Origin of the sequence: Oryzomonas rubra (assembly GCF_008369015.1) — a bacterium.
Taxonomy (GTDB): Bacteria; Desulfobacterota; Desulfuromonadia; order Geobacterales; family Pseudopelobacteraceae; genus Oryzomonas; species Oryzomonas japonica.
In genome coordinates this window covers 36,201-58,217 of sequence record NZ_SRSD01000003.1, presented here as the reverse complement: position 1 = coordinate 58,217, position 22,017 = coordinate 36,201, and the positions used below count along the sequence as shown (strand labels likewise).

Below are 22,017 nucleotides of genomic sequence, written 5' to 3'. Positions count from 1 at the left end.
TCTTTACATGGTGAAAAGCCAGATACTCCACGTCTTTTCAAATACTCAAATACAGGTCAACCTTTCATGGTTTTTTGTCGCCGGTAACCCCCTGCCTCGCCAGCGACTGTTTTCGCCGTATGTCGCTCTGAACAGAGATCAGGATGCTTCGAAGCTCCTTTTCCGAAACAAGAAGTTTTTCACCGGACAATACGTCCCGCATGCCTTTCGTAACCAAATCCAGATTCAATTCCAGTCCCTGGTTTTTAAAATTTCTGGCCACCTCAACCCCTATGGCGTACTGGATTTTGTCTCCGGAGGAATTGAGCTGTTGCCGTTCTTCCCCATGGGACGGGGCGGCAATGAGGCATATCCCCGTCAGGATCAGCAGAAACGGGGACAAGATCGATGTGTGCGGCATGGGATACTCACTTTCTGCGCATAATGGTTTTGTCATTGCCTGCTGTTCATTATCTTCTGGAGGCGCGCCGCCCTGGCGTTCTCCATGGTGTCTGTCGCAATGCGGCGCTGCTGATGATTGTTGGCTGTCTGTGGCAAGGGACTGTCCGGGGCCGGTTCCGCGAATCCACTCTGGGCAGGGGGCACCGAAGACACGGTGGCGGTCGGCTCTTTCGAAACCGCTTCGGCTGTCGGAGCGGCAACGGGAGCCGTAGACGCCTCCGGTGATGCCGGAGCGGGAGCAGAATTCCCCATGCAGCTCACCTCGATCCGATCCGGGTACTCTGTGACCCTGCAAGTATCTGAGGCGTGGGCTGTCGTAAATCCCAACAGGACCAGGGCTATGGTCAATGTCACCTGTGCTCGTGTCATGGTTGCGCCGATCCCTTACTTTCTCACCTCAAGCAGTTCGACCTCGAATACCAGGGCCGCACCCGGCAGGATCAGGTCACCCGCACCGGCATCGCCGTAAGCGATACTGGACGGGCATACAAGCTTTGCCCTGCCGCCGGCCTTCATCTTTTGCAGCCCCTCGGTCCAACATCTGATGACACCGTCCAGACGGAGTTCGGTGGGCTTGCCGCGCTTGTACGAACTGTCGAATTCTCTGCCGTCGGGCAAGGTGCCGCGATAATGTACCTTAACCGTATCGGTGGGGCCCGGGACGGCTCCGGTCCCCTCTCTCAGCGAAAGGTACACCAGCCCCGAATCGCTTCTGACGGCGCCGTTTTCCCTGGCCGCCTTATCGAGAAAATCCTTGTTGACGGCCGCCAGTTGTTCACCTTGAAGCTTGCGGCGCGCCCTGGCCAGTTCCTGGACCTTGCCGCTGTAGACGCCCAGATCGACCTGCGGGCTCATGCCGCTTGCGGCGTCGGTAAGTCCCTGTTTGACGATCTCCAACTCTGACGGGGTGAGGTTGAAGGTTGCCAGAGAGCGGGACACGAGCAGGCCAAGCGCATACAGAGTTTTTTGTTCTTCTGTTTTTGGGGTTTCCCCGGCAAATACCGAGCAGGCGATAAGGAGTGTTGTGAGCGTAACGGCAAGTTTTTTCATCGATGATCCCCCGTCATTTCATGAGATGCAAGCTACATGCTCTACAATACAGATGATGCTGAAAACAGGAGGCTCTGTATTTATAACGGTACGACAAATATGATAAAAAACAACATTAAACTATTTTTATTATAAACAAAGTTAACTGATTTTAGACGGTTATCTTTATCTGGCAAGTCAAATATAAATATCTATACATCATGTCGATCGGGATTTATCGCAACGTGTCGCGATGAATTCCGGGGATTGCTCAGCAGTTATTTGGCTGTCCATACAAAATATTGCGGCAAATTATGCACTATGTATACCGAATGGGTGATGATGTCGGTATCGCTGAATTTATTGTATTTTATCCCTGTGGATCGTACTGGTCGGCGGTCTTTGTGCAACGATAGTTGCAGTCGGATTGGAAAAATATGGCGGAAGTTTGTGTCCATAAGGTAGATACTCCCCTGTGAAAACAATGTGGCAGGTGCAATAAATATTGCTATTTACATAACTGGTAGTAAACTTGCCGTCCCGATATGGTTGACAATGCCGGTGAGTCATGATATTGCACGCAGAGGAGGGGATTATGAACGATACTATGCAAAAGCTGGCCGACTCTGTGATCTCGGGCTACACCCTCGACCGCGACGACGCCTTGCGCCTTGGAGATGTTGAGGGGGCTGAGTTCTATCGGCTGCTGGCCGAAGCGGGCCGCATCCGGGAGCATTATGTCGGCAAGGCGGTGGCGCTCTGTTCGATCATCAACGCCAAATCAGGCACCTGTCCCGAGGACTGCGCATTTTGCGCCCAGTCCGCCCATCACTCGACCCAGGCTGCGGCGTACCCGCTTGTGGACGAGGAACAGATGATCAGTTGCGCCAAAAGCGCCGAGCAGCACGGCGCTTCCTGCTACGGCATCATCACCAGCGGCACGGGGATCGGGAGTCGGGATGAGTTGGACCGGATCTGCCGTACCCTGGGGCGCATTCGCCAGGAAGCGGGCATTGCGCCGTCATGCTCTCTGGGGATCATCGATTATGAGACCGCCTGTCTTCTCAGGGATTCGGGCATGGTGACCTATCATCACAACCTGGAAACCGCGCGCAGTTTTTTCCCGAACATCTGTAGCACCCATGATTACGAGCAGGATGTGGACACGGTCCGGGCCGCCAAGCGCGCCGGCCTCAAGGTCTGCTGCGGCGGCATCTTCGGGCTGGGGGAGACCTTTGCCCAGCGTGTCGAGATGGCTCTGACGCTACGCGAACTGGGGGTGGATTCCATTCCGGTCAATTTCCTCGACCCGGTTGAAGGTACCCGCCTTGAGCGCGCAGACTTCCTGACGCCGCTGGAGTGCCTCAGGACCATCGCCGTGTACCGCTTTCTCTTGCCCGACCGGCAGATAACGGTCTGCGGCGGCCGCGAGAAAAACCTGCGTGAGTTGCAGTCATGGATCTTCATGGCCGGCGCCAGCGGGATGATGACCGGCAATTATCTGACCAAGGTCGGCCGGAATCCTGCCCTTGACCGCCAGATGGTGGCAGATCTCGGGCTGACCGTTGCGCCCTGCGGGTGTTCTTGAGCCAGGGTCTCGCCTGAATAGTCTCGGCTGTCCTCCGCGCGGCCGTTTCTCAGGATTCAGGTGATCTCGGCATGGATTTATATTCCATTGGATCAGGGAGTCGTCATGGGTAAAGGCATATTTGTAACCGGCACCGATACCGGCGTGGGCAAGACCATTGTGACCGCCGTCTTGGCGCGGCTCCTGCGCATGCGCGGCGTCCGCGTCGGCGTCATGAAACCGGTGACCAGCGGCTGCAGGGAGGTAGACGGAGAGCTGGTCTCCGATGACGCACTTCTCACGTGCCAAGCCGCAGGCATCTCCTGCAGCAGGGACGTTACCCCCTATCTGCTCCGGGAGCCGCTGGCCCCTGCCGAGGCGGCAAAGATCGACGGCACCGTGATCGAGTTTGCCCGGATTCGGGAATCCTTTGATCGTCTGACAGCGGCGTACGACTTCGTGATCGTGGAGGGGGCCGGAGGACTGATGGTGCCGCTGGTCGGCGGATTCCTCATGGCGGACCTGGCTCGGGAGTTGGAACTGCCGCTGCTGGTGGTGGCGCGCCCCAATCTGGGGACCGTCAACCATACCGTGTTGACCTGCTTTGCCGCCCAGCAGATGGGTATTCCGGTCTCCGGGGTCATCATCAACAATTTTCCCAAAGAGCCGGACCTGGCCGAACGGAGCGCCCCCCATTATATCGGTTCCCTGTGCGGAGCGCCGGTGCTTGGTGTCTGGCCCCATGAGACCGCCTCCGACCAGGCGGCGGCAGTGGAACGTCTGGCCGCGTGGTTGGACCGACAGCCGGAAACGGCCATTGTACTGAGGGAGTTGGGGGTCTGAGGCGAGGAAGGACAGGGGGGAGTAGTCAGCCGGTCGGTTGTCGGTTACCGCCGGTTGGTTGCCGCCAATGGGATGGCCTGATGGCCTTGTCCCCTGGGAATATGACCGTGGAACAGAAAAAACCCGCCAATGATGCTTGGCGGGTTTTTTTGTGGCGAGAATCGAGTCGTGATGCGAATTACTTGGGCATCGGACAGTACATGTTGCCGTAGGGGCGCTTGCTGCGGGGCAACACCTTGACGAACCGCTCCTTGAGCACCTCTTGTACATCGAGTTTGAAATCCTGGCAAAACTCAGCGACGTATCCTTCCAACTCCGCTCGATCATTGTCGTCCAGTTCGAAAACGCCGACCTCCTTGGCCAGGCGGGACTCATCCACGCCGCCGCGCACGTAGATCACGCCGCCGTGCATGCCGGTGCCGAACAGGTAGCCATGCTTGTCCTTTGCCGGGTCGTCGGTGAACATGCCCAGGAGGATCAGCACGCCGCCGGCCATGTATTCGCCGAAGAAGTCGCCCGCCTTGCCGCCGGCGATCAGCACCGGCTTGTTCTCCTGGTAGGACTTCATGTGGATGCCGACCCGGTATCCCACATCCTTCCTGATGTGGATCTTGCCGCCGCGCATGCCGTAGCCCAGGACGTCGCCGGCGTGACCGTGGACGATGACCTTGCCGGCGTTCATGGTGTTGCCGATATTGTCCTGGCCGTTCTCGTTCACGATGATGGTTGCGCCGTTCATGAATGCGGCCAGATCGTTGCCCGGGACGCCGTTGATGGTGATGGTCACCGGCTTGTTGACACCATCGCCGATGAAGTACTGGCCGTTGACGTTATTCAACTCGATCTGGTCCGTACCGGCCAGCACCGCCTCGCGTATGGTGGCGTTGAGATCCCGGTAGTAGATTCCCTGCGCGTTTATCTTCATATAAGCTCCTTAACAGGCCGTTGAAAAACCCAGGTTGTTCAAAAATAGTCAGATCGTCGCACCCGGAGAAGGCCCTGAGGAGGCGTAGCAGGCCTACTCCGCCGAAGCAGCTTTGGCTGCGAAGGCCGGGCGCTACGCCGCACAAAAGGGCATTCGAGGATGGCGGCGAGATGGCTGTTTTTCAACAACCGTTAAACGTTTCCTTCCACCATGGCGATGACCGGCTCCCCCCCGCGCGGTGTCCAGATGCGGGCAGGTGCGGGGCATATCTCGCGGATGGCCGACTCTTCGGAGGCCATGTAGACGAAGTCGTCCTTTTCGGCGCAGACGAGCGGCCGCAGCTTGACCCGGTCATTGAGCCCGATCAGCCCCTTGTTGCTGGCGAACAGAATAGCGAACGGTCCGTTTAAGAGGGCGCTGCCGTAGATCTGGCGGATGGCGGTATAGAGATCCCGCTCGTTCTGGGGGAGTTGATCGATCAGCGACCAGAAGGGGGGCGCCAGGGCGGTGCAGGCCAGTGCGGGCGACAGCCCGTGCTTGCGGATCAGCAGGTCGAGCGTGTAGGCCACCACCTCGGTGTCGGTCAGCATGGTGCACAGGTAGCCGTACATCTCCAGGTAGCGTTTGTTGATGCCGTAGGACGAAATTTCGCCATTGTGGACGATGGACCAGTCCAAAAGGGTGAAGGGGTGTGCGCCGCCCCACCAGCCGGGGGTATTGGTGGGAAAACGGTTGTGGGCGGTCCAGATATGGCCGCTGTACTCCTCGAGGCGGAAAAACTCGGCGATCTCTTCGGGAAAACCGACCCCCTTGAAGGCGCCCATGTTTTTGCCGGAGGAAACCACAAAGGCCCCTTCGATCTCGTGGTTGATGGCCATGACGTGGCGGACGATGATGTCCGAGTCGGTCATGCCCTGGTATTCCACCGCTTCCCGGTACTCGTCGGTTTCCAGAGGGGTGGCGAAGTAGCGCTTGAACACCGGAGGATTGGCGATCGCCTTGGTGCGGCGGGTCGGAATATCTTCCTGCAGTTCGATGTGGAAGTTCGCATCCAGATATTCCTCAGCCAGTTGCAGGGCCATGGCGTTCTCGTACATGAGGTGGAAGGCGTAGAAGTCCTTGAACTCCGGGTAGATGCCATAGGCGCCGAAACCGCCTCCCAACCCGTTGCCCCGGTCATGCATGAGCGAGATGGATTTGATGATCACCGAGCCTTCGACCCGTGTCCCCTTTTTGGAGATGAAACCGGTCAGGCCGCAGTTGGAGATGTCTTTCTGAAAGATGTGGGTAGGTTGTGGTTTCATAGATGGTCCTCTTAGAGGTTTTTCAATAGCCTGCTTAATGTCCCGCCGCCCGCTCTGCACGGCCGTTATCGGCCACTTTCCCCTGTGGCGCAAAAAGTCTATTCCTGATCTCCTTGGAGAGATGGAGGAATCCGAAATCAGGTGTGAGCAGGCTCTCCCGGAAGGGGGTCATATCGACCTTTTCCCGGATCAAGCCGGAGAAGATGCCGGCCCGGTCGACGTTCCCCACCAACACCGCGCCCACCAGGCGGTTGTCCTGCAACACGACCTTGCGGTACTGGTAATTCTGGATGTCCTGATAGGTATGGATCTCATACTGGGCCGGGTCCTTGGGGTTGGTGACCCCCATGGAGATGGTGGAAACCTTGAAGAACTCGATGGAGTTCATGGCCAGGCCCCCCACATATTCTTTCGTCCCGCCGGCCATGGCGGCACCGGCGATGTCTCCCTGAATGTAGGCATCGGGCCAGATCGGCATGGGGTTTTTCTGCCCGCTGAAGAAGTCGGCCGCTTCGGCCACATCGCCGGCGGCATAGATGTCCTTGCCGGAGGTCTGCATCGTCGCATCCACCACGATGCCGCGGTTGACCTCGATGCCGCTCCCCTTGAGGAAGGTTGCAGCCGGGCGTACGCCGATGGCCACGACAACGGTATCACAGGGGATGAAGTCGCCCGATTTGAGGGTGACGCCGCTGATCTCCGCCCCGTCCCCTTCGATACGGACGACCGTGTCCTCGGTGATGACGTCGATGCCGTTGGCCTTCATCTTGCGCGCCACGATCTTGCCGGCCGGTCGGTCGAAGGCCGAGGAAAGGACCCGGTCGGCCAGTTCGACGACGGTCACCGACTTGTCCAGCAGGTTCAGGCCCTCGGCAGCCTTGAGGCCGATCAGGCCGCCGCCGATGACCACGGCGCGGTTGATGTCCGGGGCGATGCCTTTCAGCTTGGCAGCATCTTCCCAGGTGGTGAAGGTGAAGATGCGGTCCTTGCCGGACATCCCCTCGATGGGCGGAATGAACGGGTCGCCGCCGGTGGCCAGCAGGAGCTTGTCGTAGGCAATGGCGTCGCCGCCGGCCAGTTTGACCTTCTTGGCCTCGGTATCAACCCCTACGACTTCCGATGCCAGCAGCAGGTTGATGCGGTTTCTGGCGTAAAAGTCATCCGGCAGATAGGCCATGCGTTTCTCGTTGATCAGGCCGCCCAGCAGGTAGGAGATCAGCGGCCGGCCATAGACATTATGCTTTTCCCGCGATATGACCGTGATATTGCCCTGCTGGTCCCGCTCGCGGATGGCGCGGATAGCGCCCACGGCAGCTACGGAATTGCCGACGATTACGTAGTTCATTTCTGGCTCCCCTCCCTGTACACGAGTGCCCGGTTGGGGCAGGCGTCAACGCAGGCCGGCGACTTCCTGTCCGGGCAGAGGTCGCATTTGTTGGCCTTTTTCTTCTTGAGGTTGCGCTGGATGGCGCCATAGGGGCAGGCCATCACGCATGACCAGCATCCCACGCACTGTTCGGTGTCGATGCGCACGACCCCTTCGGCATTTTTCTGGATGGCGCCGGAAATGCACGCCCGCAGACAATCCGGCTCGTCGCAGTGCCGACAGGTGGTCGAAAGGGAGATGATCCCGCCGTGCAACTCCTCCACCGTACAGCGGGAAATGGGACGTTCCGGCTCATGGAGAAAGGCCTTGACCGGGTCTTTCGAGAGGGAATGCTCGGTGACGCAGCCCACCTCGCACAGGTGGCAGCCAATGCAGGCATCTTCAATGGTGTAGATTCGTTTCATGGTCTATTCTCCAGCCGGCATGACGCCGAGCAAGTTCATATCCTTCTCCGTCAACCCGACGGCACGCAGTTTGTAACGGTTGCCGCGTAGCGACTCCAGGGCGTTCAATCCCATGCCGCCCAGGATCTCCTTCATCTCGTGGCCCCAGGCGTGGACCAGGTTCACCAGCTTTTCGGCGCCGATCTCCGGGTTGAGGCGTTTGGCCAGGTAGGGGTTGTTGGTGGTGATCCCCCAGGGGCACTTGCCGGTGTAGCAGCGCTGGCACAGGGTGCAGCCCATGGCCAGCAGGGCGGAGGTCCCCAGGTTGATGGCGTCGGCGCCCAGGGCGATGGCCTTGATGGCGTCGCCGGAATTGCGTACGCCGCCGCCGACCACGATGGACACCTGATTACGGATACCTTCATCCCGCAACCGGGAGTCTACCGCCGCCAGGGCCAGTTCCATGGGGATGCCCACGTTGTCGCGGATGACCTGCGGTGCGGCGCCCGTGCCGCCGCGGAACCCGTCGATGGTGATGATGTCGGCGCCGGCCCGGGCCACGCCCGAGGCGATGGCGGCTATGTGGTGCACGGCGGCGATCTTGACCGACACCGGCTTGGTGTAGTTGGTGGCCTCTTTCAGGGCGTAGATCAACTGGCGCAGGTCTTCGATGGAGTAGATGTCGTGGTGCGGCGCCGGCGAGATAGCGTCGGAGCCCATGGGGATCATGCGGGTCTCGGATATCTGGTCATCGACCTTTTCTCCCGGCAGGTGACCGCCGATACCCGGTTTTGCGCCCTGGCCGATCTTGATCTCGATGCCGACCCCGGCATTCAGGTACTGTTCGCTGACGCCGAAACGGCCCGAGGCCACCTGGACGATGACGTTTTTGCCGTATTTGAAGAGCTCCTTGTGCAGACCGCCCTCGCCGGTATTGTAGATCGTGCCCAGTTCCTGGGCTGCCGCGGCCATGGCGCGATGGGCATTCAGGTTCAGGGCGCCGTAGCTCATGGCCGAGAAGATGAAAGGATATTCCAGGGTGAGTTGGGGGGATAGTTTGGTCTTCAGCTCCGGCTTCCCGGTTTTCTCGTTGTGGACGACTTCGATACGGTCAGGTTTTTTGCCCAGATAGGTACGCAGTTCCATCGGCTCGCGAAGCGGATCGATGGAAGGGTTGGTTACCTGCGATGCGTCCAGAAGCAGGTGGTCCCAATAGATAGGGTACTTGGCCGGGTTGCCCATGGCTGTCAGCAGGATGCCGCCGGTATCGGCCTGGGCATACACGTTGCGGATATGGGCTGCGGACCAGGACTCGTTCTTTTTGAAGGTTTCCTGGTTGGAGCGGATGGTGATGGCGCCGGTGGGGCAGAGCGCCGAACAGCGGCGGCAGCCGATACAGAGCGTATTGTCTTCAGCCACGCGGTCATCGGTTTCCACGTAGCTGTGGACCTCATAAGCACACTGGCGGACGCATACCTTGCAGCGGATACACTTGGGGTCGCTACGTTCGATCATGAACTCGTTGAATGATTCGTTGACGGATTTATAAAGCACTTTCTACCTCCTCCGGTACAAACCGGGTTCCTGCGCAGAACGGGGCGCGCGGCCGCTGTCATCGGCATGCCGAAAGTTCATGGGCCGATAGCGAACTATTTGCTTAAGCAACCATTGTGCCCGAAAAAACAGTTGCGGCTAAGGTGGGACCATGAGTATTATTACCCCTTGAAATAGTGGGGTATTTGCCGGTTGTCTTCCCGCCCGACACTGTCGCGGTTTCCGGGCGTTCGGTATGATGTGTTTCGTTTTTGCTGTTTTTTGAGTTGTTTTGCTACACAGATGTGTACGAGTGGCGCCTGGACGCCTCGGGTTGCAATGAATATTTCCCGCAAGACAATCCTCGTCATCGTCAGCACCTTTATAGGGCTGGTCTTTATCCTGGCCATAACCTCCGACTTCATTCTGCTCAACAGCTTTGCCAAACTCGAAAACAAACTGCTCGGCGAAAGCATCGCCAAATTGAAGTATGAAATACGGGAGAGCCTCGACGACATGGAGTCGTGCGCCCGGGATTACGTCGCACTGGTGCAGAAGTGGGGCGCGAGTGAAATCGGCACGTTGGATACCGACTCGCTTGTCAACCATCATGTGGATTTTGTCGCCGTGTACAACGCTGCTGGAGAACTGCTCTCGGCCAAGTCGGCGGATTATCATTACCGCAGGCCGGCCGACCTTGATGATGGACTTATGCAATGTCTCGGCAAAACCGCACTTTTTGCCATAAAGGGCAAGGACCGGCATCTGAAGGGGGCCATCCGTAACGGCGCGCGTTTGCACCAGGTCGTTGTCAGGCCTTGTGCCGGCGGAGGCATCCTACTTGTGGGCAGGCACATCGACCGGGAAGAGATTGCCCAATTGTCGGACATACACGAGTTTGCCCTCGAAATCCGGCAGATCCGGGACGAAGGGCTGCCGGCCGACTTCAAGGAAGCGCTTGCCGGTCTGGGCGACGGGGCATCCTTTCATGCGGTTCCGCTTGACGAGTCGCATATAGCGGGCTATGCCCTGTTCAACGATATCAGCGGGCAGCCGCTTTTCATCGCCAAGCTGACCGAACGGCGCCTGTTGTACCAGCAGGGGAAGGCAAGCATTACCTATATCCTAGCCGCCCTGTGCATTGCCGGCTTTGTTTTTTGCTGCGTGATGCTGTTTTTTGTCCGGGAGACGGTCCTTAAACGCCTTGGGATTCTCAGCGCCACTGTCCGGCAGATCAGCAACGACAGCGATATCTCCTCACGCCTGAAGGTCACGGAGCACAACGACGAACTGGATGGTCTGGCCTTGACCATCAACGGTATGCTGGATTCGCTGGAGCGGGCCGAAATTACTCTGCGGGAGCGGGAAGAACAGTATCGCATCCTGTTCGAACGGGCGCCGGACAGCATATTGCTGCTCGGTACGGAGGGGGATGAGAGCGGCAGGATCATTGCCGCCAACAAGGCCTCGGCCATCCAGCACGGTTATACGGTTGAAGAGTTGTGCGGCATGAGCATTCATGATCTCAATGTCCCGGAATCCAATGAGACTGCGCCCGATTGGATGGAGCGCATCTTCGGCGGACAGTGGATAACCTTCGAGGTTTGGCACTTCAGAAAGGATGGGGCGCGTTTCCCCCTTGAAGTGCATGCCGGCCCGGTCAGGCTGAACGGCAAAAATTATATCCTCGGGTTCGATCGGGACATCACCTCCCGCAAGCTGGCGGAGGAGACCGACCATATGTACATGGAGCAGATTCGCCAGTTGAATACCGAGCTTGCCCGTCAGGCCAACGGCCTGGAAGCTGCCAATAGCGAGCTGGAAGCCTTCAATTATTCGGTATCCCATGACTTGCGCGGCCCGCTTACGCGCATTTCCGGGTACAGCCAACTGATACTGGAGGATGAGGCAACGCTCGATCCCCAGACCCGGTCGTACGTAACACGGATCTACGAATCCAGTTGCTGGCTGAACGAGATGATCGATGCCATGCTCAGGCTGGCCCAATTGGCCCGTAGCGAATTTCAGCCCCAGCAGGTCGATCTCAGCGCTATTGTCGAGAGCCTGTCGATAGATTTCAGGGCTGCGGAACCGGAGCGGAGGCCCGAGGTGGTCATCGCCCCCGGCCTGACCGTCGTTGGCGACCTGCGACTCTTGAAGATACTGCTGACCAATTTGTTCAGCAATGCCTGGAAATATACCGCTCACAGCACCTCTCCCCGGATCGAGTTCGGCGCGTTGCATAATGGTCCTGTTCCGGTTTTCTTCATCAGCGACACGGGTGCCGGTTTCGACATGAAGGACGTGGACCGGCTCTTCCGCGTGTTCACCCGTTTGCACGATCCCGGGCAGTTTGCGGGAAACGGCATCGGCCTGGCGACGGTGCAACGCATCGTCAATCGTCACGGCGGCAGGATCTGGGCCGAAGGCGAACCCCAAAAAGGCGCCACGTTCTATTTTACCCTCCAGCCCGATAATCCCTCTGTTTCCCGCTCTTTTGCATCTTGACGCGCATGTTTGGCTGTGTTATTAAAACAGTTCTTTAAAATCAATATGTTAAATTGCATATGATTTTGCGCGAGCAAATTTTCTTTTGATGTGGAGGCGGTGATGTCACAGCAAATCACTCTAACGGTAGGTGGGCTCCTGGACGACATGGCGCGGCGTTTTCCGGAAAACGACGCCCTGGTCCATCCCGAGCGGGGTCTGCGTTACAACTACAGGGAATTTAACGAGGTCTGCCGGCGGGTCGCCAAAGGGCTGCTCGCATTAGGGGTTAAAAAAGGCGACAAGGTTGCCATCTGGGCTTACAACGTTCCCGAGTGGGTCATACTCCAGTTCGCCACGGCCAAGATCGGCGCCGTGCTGGTAACGGTCAATACCGCCTACAAATCGGCCGAGCTTGACTATATCCTTAACCAGTCCGATTCCACCACGCTCTTCATGGTCAAGTCCTTCAAGGATACCGATTACGTACAAACCGTGTACGACGTGGTGCCGGAACTTCAGGCCGCAGAGCCGGGCCAGCTGTCATGCCCGAAACTGCCCTATCTCAAGAATGTGGTCTTTATCGGCGATCAGCCCCCGGGGGGTATGTTCACTTTCGAGGCGATGGCCGAGGCCGGAAAGCGGATATCCGATGCTGAACTGAACGCCGTCGAGGCGACCCTCGACTGCCATGACGTGATCAATATGCAGTACACCTCCGGTACGACCGGCTTTCCCAAGGGGGTTATGCTGACCCACTTCAACCTCGTCAACAACGGTTTCAATATCGGCGAATGCATGAAGTTCACCGAAAAGGACCGCCTCTGCATCACTGTGCCGTTTTTCCACTGCTTCGGCTGCGTGCTGGGGGTCATGGCCTGCGTTACCCATGGTTCGACCATGGTGCCGGTGGAGATCTTCGATCCGCTCAAGGTGCTGCAGACGGTCCAACAGGAGAGGTGCACGGCGCTCCATGGCGTGCCGACCATGTTCATTGCCGAAATGGAACATCCGGAATTTTCCAAGTTCGACCTCAGCACCCTGCGCACCGGCATCATGGCCGGTTCGGTCTGCCCCATCGAGGTGATGAAGCGGGCGGTGAAGGATATGAACCTGACCGAGATCACCAGCGTCTACGGGCAGACCGAATCCTCACCCGGCATTACCCAGACCCGCACCGACGACCCGATTGAACTGAGGGTGGCCACGGTCGGCCGGGCTCTGCCGGGCGCCGAGGTCAAGATCGTCGATATCGAAACCGGAGCCGCCCTGCCGCCCGGTAAGCAGGGCGAGCTGTGCGGCCGTGGGTATATGGTCATGAAAGGCTATTACAAGATGCCGGAAGAAACCGCCAAGGTGATCGACGCCGACGGCTGGCTGCATACCGGCGACCTGGCCATAATGGACGAGAACGGCTACTGCAAGATCACCGGACGGATCAAGCAGATGATCATCAGGGGAGGGGAGAATATCTACCCCCGGGAGATCGAGGAGTTCCTCTACACCCATCCCAAGGTTTCCGATGTCCAGGTCTATGGCGTGCCCGACCGCAAGTACGGCGAACAGGTGATGGCGGCCATTATCCTCAAGAAGGGGCTGGAGATGACCGAGGCGGAGGTTCGGGAATTTTGCAAGGGGCGGATCGCCAACTACAAGGTTCCCAAGTATGTCAAGTTTGTGGATGGTTATCCCATGACCGCCTCGGGCAAGATCCAAAAGTTCAAGCTGCGGGAGATGGCCATCAAGGAGCTGCAATTGGAGGATGCCGGCGAGACGGCGTAGCTTCGGAGGAATGGGCGGATTGGCCGTACGGTCCGTTTACCAGTGAAATTTCGGCATGGCAAGGTAGTGTGATATGATATTACAAAAACTTATCGGTATCGTTTTTCTGCTGTTCGTGATCTGCTTCATCGCCATTGTGATCGAGGAGCTGTTTCTGGGAGGCAAGCGCCGGCGAAAGCTGGAGCGCCAGCGGAGGGCCGACTACGAGATGGCGGGATCGGAGAGCAAGCGGGAGGCCGACGGATTATGAGGCGAGGCTTGCCCATTGCATGCGCAACCGAGATGAGAAGAGATAAAAGGTGAATGGAACAAGGCGGGGGACACAATTCCCCCGCCTTTTCTCATGGTACGTGATTTTGGTTTCGCTTAGAAACGGTAGCCGACGCCGATGCCGAAGAGGTGCGGGTTGAGGTCGAGGTCGTACTTGTTGCCGGCGATCGTCATCTTGGTGTCGGCATTGAGATATTTGTAGTCGATGTTGAAGTAGAAGTTGTCCTTGAGTTTGAAATCCGCCCGGCCATGGTTGCCATCCCCAGCATCATTACCGTTGCCGCAACCCCTGCCACTCCTAGTAGCCTTCTTCTCATCAGCCTGATCCTCCCCATAATGTGGTTATTTGGGGTTTGTACCCCAATCCAGATATCGAGAACCAATAAAAAGATATATACGATTCGCTTTGTCTTTTTTTTGCGAATTCTTGGGCAAAAAATGACGTAAGTCAAGAAAATTGGTTTTGTGTTATATAAAATTAATTTGGCGATACTGAAATGCTGGATGAAGGCAAAAAGACGCCATTTCAGCCTGCATCCCGAACGGCTGCCGAAAAGGAAACAGGGGCTCTCCCGCTTGCATATTTCCCGTTCATGTGTAAAATTCCTCCATCCGGCGCACCGACTATGCCGTTCCCGGGGGGAGCATGCCCCCGCATGTTGGAATAGTTGTTGAGATATGTCGGCAACATGCGCGTTTATGGAGGATTCATGCGCTTAACCCCTGCCACCGAGTTGGAATACCGCTGCAAAATGCTGCAAAATCATATGGCCGCCGAGGGATTGGATGCCATTATCATCGCCCAGAATGCCGACCTCTTTTATTTCACCGGCACCGTCCAGAGCGGCTGCCTTTACGTCCCCGCCCATGGGCAGCCGCTGTACCTCGTGCGCCGGGACGCAGCCAGGGCGCGCATGGAGTCGGGGCTGAAAGAGGTGTTGCCCTTCGGTTCTCCCAAGGACATCCCCCAGTTGGCGGCCGGCTACGGCTACCCCGAGCCGAAGAAGATCGGCATGGAGTTCGATGTGCTGCCGGTCGCTCTTTTCGAGCGCTATCGCAAGGTCTTCCCCAATGCCCAATTCAGCGACGCCACGCCGCTGATCCGCTTGGTGCGCATGATCAAAAGCCACTACGAGATCCATCTGATGAAGGACGCGGCAGACCAGGTGGACAAGGTGACGCGTCGGGTGCGGGATGTGCTCCGCGAGGGGATGAGCGACCTGGAATTGGCGGCCGAGCTCGAACATACGGCTCGCTTGAACGGTCACCTGGGGCTGATACGGATGCGGGTCTTTAACGGGGAAATGCTCTTCGGGCACACCTTTTCCGGCACGGATAGCGCCGTACCGGCCTATACCGATACCCCCTTCGGTGGTGTGGGGCCCAGCCCCTGTTTCGGACAGGGCGCGAGCTACAAGCCGATCGGCCGCAACGAGCCGATCATTGTCGATTTTGCCGGGAGCTTTGACGGCTATCTGGTGGACCAGACCCGTATCTTTGCCCTTGGCGGCCTCTCCGACCGCCTGCGCAAGGGATACGACGACATGCTCCGGGTGCAGGAGTTGATGAAGCAAATCGTCGTTGTGGGCGCTCCTTGGGGTGAGGTGTACGACCGGTGCCTGGCCCTGGCGGCGGAGATGGGGTATGCCGACAGTTTCATGGGAGCCAAAGGCTCACAGGTTTCCTTCATCGGCCATGGCCTGGGGGTCGAGATCGATGAATATCCCTTTATTGCACGCGGATTCAAGGACATGGCGTTCCAGGTGGGGATGGCCTTTGCCTTTGAACCCAAGGTGGTTTTTCCGGGAGAGGGTGCGGTCGGTATCGAAAATACCTTCTATATCAGCGATGAGGGGCTCAAACAATTGACCTATTCGAGTGAAGAACTGGTGATCCTGTCTCGCTAGCGCGCCGATAAAATTTTTGTTGCATTTTGTCAAGGCTTTGGTATAACTACGACACTTCTTAATTGTATACAGTATCCTAAAAAAATATTTTTGGATTGGGTAGACGACCGTTTCGGTTGGTTTTTACTGGTATCGAAGAGTCCGGCTCACACTGCTGATCTCAGTTTAATCCTCACAACGAAAGGAGAGTACCAACATGGCATTGAAAGAGACACTCAAGCAGAAGATTGAGGAACACCGCCCCCGTACCACCAAGCTTACCAAGGAGTTCGGCAAGGTGATCATCGATCAGGTGACCATCGAACAATGCATCGGCGGCGCCCGCGATATCCGCAGCCTCGTCACCGACATCTCCTATCTCGATCCCCAGGAAGGCATCCGTTTCCGCGGCAAGACCATCCCCGAGACCTTTGCGGCGCTGCCCAAGGCCGCCGGTTCGGCCTACCCGACCGTTGAGTCCTTCTGGTACTTTCTGCTGACCGGCGACGTGCCGACCGACGCCCAGGTCGCCGAAGTCGCAGCCGAGTGGAAGACGCGCCAAGCGGTTCCCGAGTACGTCTTCACCGCCATTCGCGCCCTGCCCAGGGACAGCCATCCCATGGTCATGCTCTCGGTCGGCATCATGGCCCTGCAGAAAGAGTCCAAGTTTGCCGCTTTCTACAACTCCGGCAAATTCAACAAAATGGTCGCCTGGGAATCGGTCTATGAAGATGCCAGCGACATCGTGGCGCGTATCCCCATTATCGCCGCCTTCATCTACAACCTGAAGTACAAGGGCGACAAGCAGATCGCCATCGACCCGACTCTCGACATGGGTGCCAACTTCGCCCACATGATCGGGCAGAGCGATCAGTACAAGGATGTGGCACGCATGTACTTCATCCTGCACTCCGACCATGAGTCCGGCAACGTCTCGGCCCACACCACCCACTTGGTGCATTCGGCCCTGTCCGACCCCTACTATGCCTATGCCGCCGGCCTGAACGGCTTGGCCGGCCCGCTGCACGGCCTGGCCAACCAGGAGGTCCTGGGCTGGATCATGGAATTTCAGAAGAAACTCAACGGTGCCGAGCCGACCAAGGAAAACGTCACCAAGGCACTCTGGGATACCCTCAATGCCGGCCAGGTCGTTCCGGGCTACGGCCACGCCGTTCTGCGCAAGACCGACCCGCGTTACACCGCCCAGCGCGAGTTCTGCCTCAAGACGCCGGGCCTCAAGGACGACCCGCTGTTCAAGCTGGTTGCCATGATCTTCGAAACGGCGCCGGGCGTCCTCACCGAGCACGGCAAGACCAAAAACCCCTGGCCGAACGTCGATGCCCAATCCGGCGTCATTCAGTGGTACTACGGCGTCAAGGAATGGGACTTCTATACCGTTCTGTTCGGCGTTGGCCGCGCCTTGGGCTGCATGGCCAACATCACCTGGGACCGCGGTCTGGGCTACGCCATCGAGCGTCCCAAGTCCGTTACCACCGCCATGTTGGAGAAGTGGGCCGCCGACGGTGGGCGCCAGCTGTCCTGATCCGATTTTTTCATGAGATGAAGCAGGGGGATGCGGCAGCGCATCCCCCTTTTTTTATTTTCGGACTTGCAAAACTGCAAAAACAAGGTATAAAAGGATAAGAATTGTCGTATTTGCTGGTACAGTGATTCAAAGACAGGAATAGCGGATATGGCGGGACCACATGCCCCCGGGCTCTGTCCGGCCCGTATCCATCCCAAGGCCCATTTTGAACCGTTGGGCGAAAACCGGTAACCCACTGCCTGGAAACAGGCATCAACAACAACACACAGGAGGAATACCATCATGCCGAAGCTTCTTGAAATCTACAAATGCGAACATTGCGGCAATATCGTCGAGATCGTCCACGGCGGCGGCGCTCCGCTGCACTGCTGCGGCGAGCCGATGAAACAGTTGACGGAAAACACCGTCGATGCCGCCAAGGAAAAACATGTGCCGGTTATCGAAATCGGCGACGGCATCGTCAAGGTCACGGTGGGCAGCGTGCTCCATCCCATGGAGGAGAAACACTACATCGAGTGGATTGAGCTTGTCGCCGACGGCAAGGCCTACCGCCAGGCCCTCAAGCCGGGCGATGTGCCGACCGCCACGTTCAACATCACCGCCACCAGCCTGACGGCCCGTGAGCTGTGCAACCTGCACGGCCTCTGGTCTGCCCAGGCCTGATGCGGCAGCGGTAAAACATAAAAAAAATCAAAGCCCGCCGGGGATTCCGACGGGCTTTTTTTCTCTCGGGTGCGCCACCGTGAACAGTCAAACCGCCATGGCATGCCGCGCCGGATGCGCTGCCTGCTGCATAGCACCTTCGATTTCCTCACCGATCCCGGGCATGGACGACGGCAAGCCGGCTGGGGTGCGTTGCGTGCAACTGACGCCCGACAACCGCTGTGGCCTCTTTGGCCGCCCCGAACGTCCACCCGTCTGCGCCAGCCTGCAGCCGAGCCTCGATATGTGCGGCCATGACGAACGGGAAGCGCTGGAGCTTCTGTCGCGGATGGAGCTGTTTACGCTGCCTGGCCGTTGTTGACAAACATTTTATTGACATTGTTGGCCTGAATGGTGTTCAAGCATGGTTCGCAGGCCGTATCTTTTTGGCGGGGGCGTTCGCGGGATGCGTCGGCAATTATACCTCCGGGAGTCGATGGTGACACAGCGTCATGAGATTACTCATAGCGAACTTTTCTGGGGATTCAACCAAATCGCCCTGTCGGGGTTCGGCGGCGTCATGGCATGGGCCCGCCGCGCTATCGTCGAAAAACGGGGGTGGCTCTCCTCCGAGGAATTCACCACCCTGTTCGGCCTGTGCCAGTTCATGCCCGGGCCGAACATCGTCAACCTCTCGGTCTGCATCGGGGCTCGCTTCCAGGGCGCCAGCGGCGCCGTTGTCTCGCTGCTCGGCCTGTTGTGCGGGCCGTTTGTCATCATCATCGCGCTCGGGGCGCTCTACGGCAGGTTCGGGGAGTTGCCAGCGATCCAGGCCATGCTGCGCGGCATCGCCGCCGTCGCGGCAGGCCTGATCCTGGCCATGGGGGTGCGGATGGCGGCCGACCTCTTGAAACGGCCGTTCCTGATGATTTTCAGCGTCGCGATCCTGGTGGCGGTGGTTTTTCTCCACTGGCCGCTGGTCATGGTCATGTTTGGCCTGGCCCCGATCAGCATGTGGGTTGCGGCGCGCCGGTACTGCAGGGCGCCATGGGCATAATCGTCGAGATCGTGCTCCAATTCGGGATGCTCTCCCTGGTCGCCTTTGGCGGTGCCGGCGCGGTGCTGCCCGAGTTGCACCGCCTGGCGGTGGTGACCCACCACTGGATGAACGACGCCACCTTTACCCACCTGGTGGCCATCTCCCAGGCCACGCCGGGGCCCAACGCGATTATCGCCACCCTGCTCGGCTGGCATGTGGCGGGACTGGCCGGCGCCCTGGCCGCCACGACAGCCATGTGCGGCCCTTCGAGCCTGCTGATCTACTTTTTCATGCGCTTCTGGGAGAAGATCCACGGCACGCGCTGGCGGCTCATCATCCAGACCGGCATCTCGCCCCTGGCGATCGGCCTGGTCCTGGCAAGCGGCTGCATCATCACCCGTGGAGCCGATGCAAGCTGGGGGGCCTACGGCCTCACGGCGGCAACCGTGCTGATCGTCCTGAACAGCCGATGGAACCCGCTTTGGCTGATCGGGGCCGGCGCGATGTTGGGACTGGCCGGCGTCATCTGAGCGGGGCGGGGGCTCGCCACCTTTTTTGCACTCCCTTTTATTCCCGCCTCCCTTTACACCTGCCTGCGGCTCATGTATCATCATGCCATCATGAAACGCATCCTAACGTTTTACATAATCCGCGAGATCGCTTCGCTCTTCCTGCTCGGCATCGCGGTCTTCACCCTGATCCTGTTGATGGGGAGGCTGATCAAGCTGACCGACCTGGTCATCTCCCGCGGCGTGCCCCTGGCGGATATCAGCCGGATGATCCTGTACCTGATGCCCTCGTTTCTGGTGTTCACGATCCCCATGGCCTTTCTGCTGGCGGTGTTGCTGGCCTTTGGCCGCCTTTCGGCCGATAACGAGATCACGGTGATGAAATCCGGCGGACTCAGCCTGGTGCAGATCATGCCGCCGGTGCTGCTGTGCGGCGTGGTTGCCGTGTTGTTGACCCTTGCCGCCAGCATCGTCGGCGTTCCCTGGGGGAACAGCGCCTTCAAGCGTATCAGTTTCGAGATGTTGAAGCAGAACGTGGCAGTGACGATCCGCGAGAAGGTGTTCTGGGACGAAATCCCGGGCATCATCCTCTACACCGACCACTACGACGAAGAGAACCACACCCTCAAGGGGGTCGTCATCCACGACGGCCGTGACCAGGCGCGTCCCATGACCATCTTTGCCGCCAGCGGAAATGTCGGCTGTACGCCCAATCAGCAGGATATCTGCCTGGTGCTCAACAACGGCAGCATCCACGCGGCGGGCAAGGGGGACGGGTATCGGCTGGTCAATTTCGGGGAGTACGCCATGACCGTGGCCGGTCCCGGCAAGGGGGGGGGCATCGGCCGCAACGAGCTGGATATGGGGATCGGTGAGTTGCGGCAGCAGATCGACAACCCTGCAACTCCCAAGGCGACCCGCCTCAAGATGGCGGCCGAACTCCAGAGCCGTTTCGCTTTTCCGTTCGCCTCCCTGGTATTCGCCGTCGTGGCCGTGCCGCTAGGCATCCAGAACCGCCGTTCGGGCAAATCCGCCGGTTTTTCAGTCAGCATCGCCATCCTGCTGGCCTACTATGTGCTCCTGTCGCTTCTTCGGACCCTGGCGGAACGGGGAACGCTGCCGGCGGAACTGGCGCTCTGGCTCCCCAATGTGATCTTTCTGGCAGTGGGATGGTATTTCCTGCGGATGGCATCCCTGGAACGCAGTATCTGGACGGCCGTTCAGGATGCGCTCTTGACCCTGATCGGGAGGAGGAACGCCGTTCGATGACGATCCTCTCCCGTTACATAGCAATGGCCTGGCTGCGTCTCCTGGCCCTCTGCCTGGGTAGTTTCGTGGCCGTGTACCTGGTGCTGGACATGATGGACAAGATACCGCGCTTCATCCGCGCCGGCGGTTCGGGGGTGGATATCCTGCGGTTCTTTGTCTGGAAACTGCCGGAAATGGTCGGCCAGACCGCCTCGTTTTCGATCCTGATGGCGACCCTGTTGACCCTGGGGATGTTCTCACGCAACAGCGAGATCATCGCCATGCGCAGTTGCGGGATCAGTCTGCTGCGCATTTCCTTCCCCATGCTGTTTTTGGGGCTGGCGGCCAGCTTCGTGCTGCTTCTGAACGCCGAACTGGTGGTGCCCGGCAGCTACGAACGCATGGAGCGGATCGAGCGGGTCGATATCCGCAAGCAGGGCGTCAATGCGGTATTCAGGCGCAACAATATCTGGTTCCGTTCCGACAACCAGATCCTTCAGGCCCACCTGTTCGATCCCCAGACCAAGGTGCTGCGGGGGGTCACCCTCTGGAAGCTGGACGCTTCCATGAACCCGACCAACCGTATCGATGCCGGATCGGCCGAATTTCACGACGGGCGCTGGACCCTGAAGGACGTGGTGACGAAGGATTTCAGCCAGGGGCACGGGTATGTGGCCCAGCGGGCCCGCAGCATGGATGTTGCGCTGAATCTGAAACTGGACGATCTGCGCGTCCTGGACAACAATGCCGATAACCTGAGCTACCGGAAGCTCAAGGAGTATGCCGATAACCTGCAAAACGGCGGTTATCAGGCCTTCCGCTATCTGACCATGATGCACACCAAGCTTTCCGGTCCGTTTGCGGCCTTTGTGATGGTTATCCTGGGTATCCCCTTCGCATTCAGGAACAGCCGTTCCGGCGGCGCCGCTCTGGGAATCGGGGCCAGTATCGGCATCGGTTTCGCCTATTTCGTGGTCAACGCCATGCTGCTTTCCTACGGGCGCAGCGGGGTCCTGCCTCCCTTGGTTGCGGCCTGGGGAGCCAATATCATCTTCTGCCTGGGCGGGGTATGGTTGGCCATGACCGTGAGAAATTGAACCCGATCGACCACCCATTCCGTCAGGGCGCGGCATGCGCCCCGTCAGTCCCCCTTTGACAGGTTACGCATTCTGTCGCCGAAAGCCGCAAGGAGGCCG

At 58.6% G+C, this 22,017-nt stretch carries 22 protein-coding genes; 13 read left to right on the top strand and 9 right to left on the bottom strand.

Features of this window, described 5'->3' with window-relative positions:
- Window positions 1-64: 64 nt before the first annotated feature.
- From ET418_RS05305 to ET418_RS05295, 3 genes are all read right to left on the bottom strand, one after another.
- Window positions 65-400, bottom strand: a complete 336-nt coding sequence (locus tag ET418_RS05305; protein WP_188055336.1) for an FKBP-type peptidyl-prolyl cis-trans isomerase N-terminal domain-containing protein — start codon at window positions 398-400, stop codon at window positions 65-67.
- Window positions 401-432: 32 nt separating this feature from the next.
- Window positions 433-693 carry a hypothetical protein gene (locus ET418_RS05300; RefSeq protein ID WP_149306552.1) on the bottom strand — a complete coding sequence of 87 codons (261 nt, stop codon included), beginning with the start codon at window positions 691-693 and terminating at the stop codon, window positions 433-435.
- A 132-nt stretch (window positions 694-825) separates the two neighbouring features.
- Window positions 826-1,491 carry an FKBP-type peptidyl-prolyl cis-trans isomerase gene (locus tag ET418_RS05295; protein ID WP_149306551.1) on the bottom strand — a complete coding sequence of 222 codons (666 nt, stop codon included), beginning with the start codon at window positions 1,489-1,491 and terminating at the stop codon, window positions 826-828.
- A 574-nt stretch (window positions 1,492-2,065) separates the two neighbouring features.
- Between ET418_RS05295 and bioB the strand changes: the two genes are divergently transcribed.
- Both bioB and bioD read left to right on the top strand, forming a co-directional pair.
- Window positions 2,066-3,058 (top strand): biotin synthase BioB, encoded by a 993-nt coding sequence (gene bioB, locus ET418_RS05290; protein ID WP_149306550.1) that lies wholly within the window; start codon window positions 2,066-2,068, stop codon window positions 3,056-3,058.
- A 105-nt stretch (window positions 3,059-3,163) separates the two neighbouring features.
- A complete protein-coding gene (gene bioD / locus ET418_RS05285; RefSeq protein ID WP_149306549.1) occupies window positions 3,164-3,880 on the top strand; it encodes a dethiobiotin synthase in 717 nt (238 codons plus the stop codon).
- A 178-nt stretch (window positions 3,881-4,058) separates the two neighbouring features.
- On the opposite strand, the gene ET418_RS05280 is transcribed toward bioD, so the two are convergent.
- The 5 genes from ET418_RS05280 to ET418_RS05260 form a co-directional block, all read right to left on the bottom strand.
- Window positions 4,059-4,805 (bottom strand): GltB/FmdC/FwdC-like GXGXG domain-containing protein, encoded by a 747-nt coding sequence (locus ET418_RS05280; protein ID WP_149306548.1) that lies wholly within the window; start codon window positions 4,803-4,805, stop codon window positions 4,059-4,061.
- 191 nt (window positions 4,806-4,996) lie between these two features.
- The gene (locus ET418_RS05275; protein WP_149306547.1) at window positions 4,997-6,109 is read right to left on the bottom strand and encodes a class II glutamine amidotransferase; all 1,113 of its coding nucleotides are present in this window, start codon (window positions 6,107-6,109) and stop codon (window positions 4,997-4,999) included.
- Window positions 6,110-6,143: 34 nt separating this feature from the next.
- Window positions 6,144-7,454: an NAD(P)/FAD-dependent oxidoreductase gene (locus tag ET418_RS05270; protein ID WP_149306546.1), complete on the bottom strand. Its 1,311-nt coding sequence runs from the start codon at window positions 7,452-7,454 to the stop codon at window positions 6,144-6,146.
- Entirely contained in the window at window positions 7,451-7,900 is a 450-nt protein-coding gene (locus tag ET418_RS05265; RefSeq protein WP_149306545.1) for a 4Fe-4S dicluster domain-containing protein, read from the bottom strand. Before ET418_RS05265 ends, ET418_RS05270 begins: the two co-directional genes overlap by 4 nt.
- A 3-nt stretch (window positions 7,901-7,903) precedes the next feature.
- Window positions 7,904-9,433, bottom strand: a complete 1,530-nt coding sequence (locus ET418_RS05260; RefSeq protein ID WP_149306544.1) for a glutamate synthase-related protein — start codon at window positions 9,431-9,433, stop codon at window positions 7,904-7,906.
- A gap of 318 nt (window positions 9,434-9,751) precedes the next feature.
- Here ET418_RS05260 and ET418_RS05255 point away from each other — a divergent pair, with 318 nt between their 5' ends.
- The 3 genes from ET418_RS05255 to ET418_RS18100 all read left to right on the top strand — a co-directional run bounded on the left by ET418_RS05255 (window position 9,752) and on the right by ET418_RS18100 (window position 13,931).
- Window positions 9,752-11,920 carry a PAS domain S-box protein gene (locus ET418_RS05255; protein WP_188055334.1) on the top strand — a complete coding sequence of 723 codons (2,169 nt, stop codon included), beginning with the start codon at window positions 9,752-9,754 and terminating at the stop codon, window positions 11,918-11,920.
- 102 nt (window positions 11,921-12,022) lie between these two features.
- Complete coding sequence (locus ET418_RS05250; RefSeq protein ID WP_149306542.1) at window positions 12,023-13,681, top strand: AMP-binding protein; 1,659 nt, start codon at window positions 12,023-12,025, stop codon at window positions 13,679-13,681.
- Window positions 13,682-13,754: 73 nt separating this feature from the next.
- Window positions 13,755-13,931 (top strand): hypothetical protein, encoded by a 177-nt coding sequence (locus tag ET418_RS18100; RefSeq protein WP_188055391.1) that lies wholly within the window; start codon window positions 13,755-13,757, stop codon window positions 13,929-13,931.
- A gap of 116 nt (window positions 13,932-14,047) precedes the next feature.
- Here the strand turns inward: ET418_RS18100 and ET418_RS18645 are convergent, their stop codons facing one another.
- Entirely contained in the window at window positions 14,048-14,158 is a 111-nt protein-coding gene (locus tag ET418_RS18645; RefSeq protein WP_149306913.1) for a hypothetical protein, read from the bottom strand.
- 503 nt (window positions 14,159-14,661) lie between these two features.
- Here ET418_RS18645 and ET418_RS05240 point away from each other — a divergent pair.
- The 8 genes from ET418_RS05240 to lptG all read left to right on the top strand — a co-directional run bounded on the left by ET418_RS05240 (window position 14,662) and on the right by lptG (window position 21,918).
- Window positions 14,662-15,858, top strand: coding sequence for a M24 family metallopeptidase (locus ET418_RS05240; RefSeq protein ID WP_149306541.1), 1,197 nt, complete (start codon window positions 14,662-14,664; stop codon window positions 15,856-15,858).
- 196 nt (window positions 15,859-16,054) lie between these two features.
- Entirely contained in the window at window positions 16,055-17,380 is a 1,326-nt protein-coding gene (locus tag ET418_RS05235; RefSeq protein WP_149306540.1) for a citrate (Si)-synthase, read from the top strand.
- Window positions 17,381-17,665: 285 nt separating this feature from the next.
- Window positions 17,666-18,046: a desulfoferrodoxin gene (locus tag ET418_RS05230; protein WP_149306539.1), complete on the top strand. Its 381-nt coding sequence runs from the start codon at window positions 17,666-17,668 to the stop codon at window positions 18,044-18,046.
- Window positions 18,047-18,143: 97 nt separating this feature from the next.
- Window positions 18,144-18,407, top strand: a complete 264-nt coding sequence (locus ET418_RS05225) for a YkgJ family cysteine cluster protein (protein ID WP_149306912.1) — start codon at window positions 18,144-18,146, stop codon at window positions 18,405-18,407.
- A 117-nt stretch (window positions 18,408-18,524) separates the two neighbouring features.
- The gene (locus ET418_RS05220) at window positions 18,525-19,082 is read left to right on the top strand and encodes a chromate transporter (RefSeq protein WP_218043372.1); all 558 of its coding nucleotides are present in this window, start codon (window positions 18,525-18,527) and stop codon (window positions 19,080-19,082) included.
- The gene (locus tag ET418_RS05215) at window positions 19,073-19,594 is read left to right on the top strand and encodes a chromate transporter (protein WP_149306537.1); all 522 of its coding nucleotides are present in this window, start codon (window positions 19,073-19,075) and stop codon (window positions 19,592-19,594) included. Before ET418_RS05220 ends, ET418_RS05215 begins: the two co-directional genes overlap by 10 nt.
- A gap of 90 nt (window positions 19,595-19,684) precedes the next feature.
- Window positions 19,685-20,842 (top strand): LPS export ABC transporter permease LptF, encoded by a 1,158-nt coding sequence (gene lptF / locus ET418_RS05210; RefSeq protein WP_149306536.1) that lies wholly within the window; start codon window positions 19,685-19,687, stop codon window positions 20,840-20,842.
- The gene (gene lptG / locus ET418_RS05205) at window positions 20,839-21,918 is read left to right on the top strand and encodes an LPS export ABC transporter permease LptG (RefSeq protein ID WP_149306535.1); all 1,080 of its coding nucleotides are present in this window, start codon (window positions 20,839-20,841) and stop codon (window positions 21,916-21,918) included. The genes lptF and lptG overlap by 4 nt, the downstream gene beginning before the upstream one ends.
- The last annotated feature ends 99 nt before the right edge of the window (window positions 21,919-22,017 follow it).

Coding starts and splice junctions, on each gene's coding strand:
- ET418_RS05305 (WP_188055336.1), bottom strand. CDS start 400: ATGCCGCACACATCGATCTTGTCCCCGTTTCTGCTGATCCTGACGGGG.
- ET418_RS05300 (WP_149306552.1), bottom strand. CDS start 693: ATGGGGAATTCTGCTCCCGCTCCGGCATCACCGGAGGCGTCTACGGCT.
- ET418_RS05295 (WP_149306551.1), bottom strand. CDS start 1,491: ATGAAAAAACTTGCCGTTACGCTCACAACACTCCTTATCGCCTGCTCG.
- bioB (WP_149306550.1), top strand. CDS start 2,066: ATGAACGATACTATGCAAAAGCTGGCCGACTCTGTGATCTCGGGCTAC.
- bioD (WP_149306549.1), top strand. CDS start 3,164: ATGGGTAAAGGCATATTTGTAACCGGCACCGATACCGGCGTGGGCAAG.
- ET418_RS05280 (WP_149306548.1), bottom strand. CDS start 4,805: ATGAAGATAAACGCGCAGGGAATCTACTACCGGGATCTCAACGCCACC.
- ET418_RS05275 (WP_149306547.1), bottom strand. CDS start 6,109: ATGAAACCACAACCTACCCACATCTTTCAGAAAGACATCTCCAACTGC.
- ET418_RS05270 (WP_149306546.1), bottom strand. CDS start 7,454: ATGAACTACGTAATCGTCGGCAATTCCGTAGCTGCCGTGGGCGCTATC.
- ET418_RS05265 (WP_149306545.1), bottom strand. CDS start 7,900: ATGAAACGAATCTACACCATTGAAGATGCCTGCATTGGCTGCCACCTG.
- ET418_RS05255 (WP_188055334.1), top strand. CDS start 9,752: ATGAATATTTCCCGCAAGACAATCCTCGTCATCGTCAGCACCTTTATA.
- ET418_RS05250 (WP_149306542.1), top strand. CDS start 12,023: ATGTCACAGCAAATCACTCTAACGGTAGGTGGGCTCCTGGACGACATG.
- ET418_RS18100 (WP_188055391.1), top strand. CDS start 13,755: ATGATATTACAAAAACTTATCGGTATCGTTTTTCTGCTGTTCGTGATC.
- ET418_RS05240 (WP_149306541.1), top strand. CDS start 14,662: ATGCGCTTAACCCCTGCCACCGAGTTGGAATACCGCTGCAAAATGCTG.
- ET418_RS05235 (WP_149306540.1), top strand. CDS start 16,055: ATGGCATTGAAAGAGACACTCAAGCAGAAGATTGAGGAACACCGCCCC.
- ET418_RS05230 (WP_149306539.1), top strand. CDS start 17,666: ATGCCGAAGCTTCTTGAAATCTACAAATGCGAACATTGCGGCAATATC.
- ET418_RS05225 (WP_149306912.1), top strand. CDS start 18,144: ATGGCATGCCGCGCCGGATGCGCTGCCTGCTGCATAGCACCTTCGATT.
- ET418_RS05215 (WP_149306537.1), top strand. CDS start 19,073: ATGGGCATAATCGTCGAGATCGTGCTCCAATTCGGGATGCTCTCCCTG.
- lptF (WP_149306536.1), top strand. CDS start 19,685: ATGAAACGCATCCTAACGTTTTACATAATCCGCGAGATCGCTTCGCTC.
- lptG (WP_149306535.1), top strand. CDS start 20,839: ATGACGATCCTCTCCCGTTACATAGCAATGGCCTGGCTGCGTCTCCTG.